The 4,090-nt window shown below is 41.1% G+C and carries 4 protein-coding genes and 1 riboswitch; all 4 genes read left to right on the forward strand.

Annotation, left to right across the window (positions count from 1 at the left end):
• Positions 1-301, forward strand: a 301-nt coding sequence (locus tag VF500_RS25125; protein ID WP_330862305.1) for a hypothetical protein, incomplete at its 5' end; no start/stop codon positions are given.
• 133 nt (positions 302-434) lie between these two features.
• Entirely contained in the window at positions 435-1,223 is a 789-nt protein-coding gene (locus VF500_RS25130) for an isocitrate lyase/phosphoenolpyruvate mutase family protein (protein WP_330862306.1), read from the forward strand.
• 316 nt (positions 1,224-1,539) lie between these two features.
• A complete protein-coding gene (nagA, locus tag VF500_RS25135) occupies positions 1,540-2,733 on the forward strand; it encodes an N-acetylglucosamine-6-phosphate deacetylase (protein WP_330862308.1) in 1,194 nt (397 codons plus the stop codon).
• Positions 2,734-2,969: 236 nt separating this feature from the next.
• Complete coding sequence (locus VF500_RS25140) at positions 2,970-3,734, forward strand: glucosamine-6-phosphate deaminase (protein ID WP_330862307.1); 765 nt, start codon at positions 2,970-2,972, stop codon at positions 3,732-3,734.
• Between the two features lie 126 nt (positions 3,735-3,860).
• Positions 3,861-3,973: riboswitch (SAM riboswitch) on the forward strand.
• Positions 3,974-4,090: the final 117 nt, after the last annotated feature.

Here is a 4,090-nt window from a genome sequence, read left to right on the forward strand (position 1 = left end):
GAATGTGTATGATGCCAACGGCATCATTTTCCCTGAACCGGGAAAAGAAGTATCAGGCAGGGCCCAGTTTGAAGAAGCTGTAAAAAGCATCTGCGCTGTTCCCGGAGTAATGGAAATTAAAACCGTTTATTGCCTCCAATCAGGCGATGTAGCCGTAGGCCGGTCGGAGTGGAGCGTTACGGATAATGGCAAAACACAGGTAGCTGCAAAGGGTATCGAGTTAATGAAGCAGCAACCTGATGGCAGCTGGAAAATTATCATCGATCACGCCTTCGGAGCCGAGGCTAATCTTGTAGCCTGATTTAAATTCAGAAACAACAATGGCCGGGTTTATCCGGCCATTGTTGTTTCACCTTTCACTTTAATCTGTTCCGTTTTATACAATTTTAGCGAAAGCAGTCAGGCTAATTTTGAACTAAATAAAGAACAACAACATGAAAAATAGATTTAAAGAATTTTTAGCTCTGCATCATAAAACCGAACCTCTGCAGATTGGCAATGTATGGAACGTGCAAAGCGCGCAGGTTTATGATAAGTTAAACTTTGAGGCAATTGGCACCTCAAGCGCTGCTGTAGCAGGCTCATTAGGCTTTGCAGATGGCGAAGAGATGAGTTTTGATGATTATCTGTTTGTAATAAAACGGATAGCAGCAACAACATCAGCCCTGTTAACAGTGGACCTGGAGGGAGGTTACGGTAATTCACCGGAGGCAATTTGCAGTAACATCATAAAATTACATGATATCGGTGTAGTGGGTATCAATATAGAAGACTCAATAGTAAGGGATAGCCAGAGAAGTATTGTTAATGCAAATGAGTTTGCAATGAAACTTAAACAGATCACCGAACTGTTGGTTGAGGCTGATGTACAGGTATTTATAAGTGTGCGGGCCGATTCCTTCCTGCTCGGTTTACCTAACGCGCTGGAAGATGCTTTAACCCGGACTAAACTTTACCAGGATACAGGTGTACATGGTTTGTTTTTTCCTTGTATCACTCAAATAACTGATATTGAAAAAGTAACAGCGTTATCCCGTCTTCCTGTCAATGTAATGTGCATGCCCGGACTCCCGGATTTTAATGAGTTACAAAATGCCGGTGTTAAAAGAATCAGTGCAGGCCCATTTTTAAACATGAACATTTACAAGTCACTGGAAAGCTTGATTGAAAAAATAGCAGCTGAAAATAGTTTTGCAAGTCTGTTTAACGGAGTTACCAGCTAATGGGCAAATGAAGACGATAAATAAGTATCACCTATAAGTTGTAAACAATTAAAAACCGAATCCCCTTGTTTAAGTTATGATAAGGTAGTTTAATAATCTACAAAAATAAGTTTAGGTTAAAAGTCCCGGCGGCGAGCGTTAGGGACTTTTTGTTTTTACGGAAAATAGTTTCAAAAGGTTTCGGATAACCTCGCGGTTGATTAAATTTCTGTAGCATTAGTAATTATCATCAGAAATGGTTATAATTGTTTCGTGTACGTACACGAAACAATTATTTGAACATTTAGATCATAGGTTAACATCAGCGTTTAATAAAATGGGTACTCCGGGTTTAAAAATCGTTAATGCAAAAATTATAACCCCAACGCGGATCATAAAAAATGGATCCTTACTGGCGCGAAACGGGAAGATCATCGCTATCGCCGAAGGTAATATTGATATAAGCGATGAAACAGAAACGATGATTGATGCAGGTGGTAAATACCTGTCGCCTGGTTTTATTGATATCCATGTTCATGGGGGCGGAGGACATGATTTTATGGATAATACCGTTGATGCTTATCTTGAAATTGCAAAGCTGCATGCCAGTTATGGTACAACAGCTTTTATGCCTACCACATTAAGCTGTGAGCAAGACGCGCTGCTCAAAACTTTGAGTTTATATGAAGAATCGGAGCCATTAAATAAAAATGGAGCGCAGTTTTTAGGGATGCATATTGAGGGGCCATATTTTGCTATGGAGCAGCGGGGGGCGCAGGACCCACGCTATATCCGTCAGCCTGATCCAAAGGAATATCAGAAAATCCTGCAGCATTCGTCTGTTATAAAAAGATGGAGTGCCGCCCCCGAGTTAAAAGGTGCGGTTGAATTTGGCCGCCTCCTTAAATCAAAAGGAATTTTGCCATCCATAGCCCATACCAATGCCATTTACGACGAAGTACTTGAAGCTTACGAAAATGGGTATACCCATATCACTCATTTTTATTCATGCATGTCGGGCGTATCAAGGCGTAATGCCTTCAGGTATGCGGGCGTTATCGAAAGCGGTTATTTACTGGAGGATATGACGGTTGAAATAATTGCCGACGGAAGGCACCTGCCCCCAGCCTTACTTAAACTTGTTTACAAGATTAAAGGGCCCGAAAAAATTGCCCTCATAACCGATGCCATGCGGGCTGCAGGCATGCCGCCGGGAGAAAGTATTTTGGGCGATCTGCGCAACGGATTAAAAGTCATAGTAGAAGATAACGTGGCAAAGCTACCCGACAGAAGCGCATTCGCCGGAAGTGTTGCAACAACCATTCAATTGGTTAAAAATATGATCACACTTGCCGATGTGCCCATAATTGATGCCGTGAAAATGATGACTATAACCCCGGCTAAAATTATCAGGGCAGATGATGCTAAAGGATCAATAGTTGTGGGAAAAGACGCCGACCTGGTGATCTTTGATGATGAGATCAACCTGCATAAAACCATCATCGGCGGTAAAATTGTTTATTCGATTTAAATAACGTGAGTTCCGGATATTTAATAAATAAAAGATGTCATTTCGATAGAGCCGGTAGGAAAAAGCGTAGGGCGAAAGAGAAATCTTCTACGATATGCAAAGCGGCTATGCACTCGTTAAAGCACAGCGTATAAGATTTCTCCTCACGCCTCCATCGCAATTCCTCCACAGTTCGTTCGAAATGACATCAAGGTTTTCTTATCCCGGACTCAGTATAAATAGTTAATAACACTTTCATGTTAAAGAAAATAAAAGCAGAAAAACTCGAAGTGATCGTGCTGGAAAACCGGGCATCTCTTGGCCAAACAGCGGCTAAAAAGGTGAGTGAAGCAATTAAACTATTGCTGCTTACAAAACCCCTGATCAATATGATCTTTGCGGCTGCTCCGTCGCAAAATGAATTTCTGGCCGCTTTGGTGAATGATAACAGCATTGAATGGCAAAAAATAAGCGCTTTTCATATGGATGAGTACCTCAGCTTACCTCATGCTGCTCCTCAATTGTTCAGCAGTTTTCTTAAGCGGATGCTTTTTGAACGGGTACCATTTGCATCAGTCAATTATATTGGCGGTAATGCGGCAAACTATAAAGCCGAATGTGAACGCTATGCCTCGCTATTGAAAAATAACCCTGTTGATATTGTTTGCATGGGGATAGGAGAGAATACCCATATAGCGTTCAATGATCCGCATGTAGCAAACTTTCATGATCCGGAAATAATAAAAAGAGTACAGCTGGATCAGGCCTGCAGGCAACAGCAGGTTAATGACGGTTGTTTTGAAACTTTAAATGCTGTACCCGAATACGCACTTACACTAACTATCCCCGCCCTGGTGGCTGCTACTTATATATTTTGCATGGTGCCGGGCGCTAATAAAGCGGATGCGGTAAAATATACCCTGCAGGAGCCGGTTTCGGAACGTTATCCTTCCACCATCTTAAAAGCACATAATAACGCTATCCTTTTTGTTGATACTAATAGTTTTGGCCTGATTAAATAGGTTTAGCAGTATTAAAAATTACACGGCTTCCGGGACTTAATTCATTTTATTGCAATAATTATATAAAGTCTATGGTTTTAGTAGAATTTATATATATTTGCATCATCAAACGGTTCTTTGAATATTTTATTATCAAGAAAGACTGAGGGAAAGGCCCTATGATGTCTTAGCAACCTGTAAGCCCACTGTTATAAAGGTGCTAATTCCTATCTGCCCAAATAGGGCGGAAAAGATAATGTAATACGCTATTGCCTTGCATGGTGCAGGGCGCTGTATACTTCCTTTTCTCTCTTCATTTTTCTTGCTAACAAAATATTGAAATATCACCGGCTGATATTACGGTTTAACATGTATAG

It is taken from the genome of Mucilaginibacter sp., assembly GCF_036383575.1.
In the GTDB taxonomy this organism is placed as follows: domain Bacteria; phylum Bacteroidota; class Bacteroidia; order Sphingobacteriales; family Sphingobacteriaceae; genus Mucilaginibacter.

Excerpts from the sequence above, each read along its gene's own strand:
- VF500_RS25130 (WP_330862306.1), top strand. The coding sequence starts at position 435 with ATGAAAAATAGATTTAAAGAATTTTTAGCTCTGCATCATAAAACCGAA.
- nagA (WP_330862308.1), top strand. The coding sequence starts at position 1,540 with ATGGGTACTCCGGGTTTAAAAATCGTTAATGCAAAAATTATAACCCCA.
- VF500_RS25140 (WP_330862307.1), top strand. The coding sequence starts at position 2,970 with ATGTTAAAGAAAATAAAAGCAGAAAAACTCGAAGTGATCGTGCTGGAA.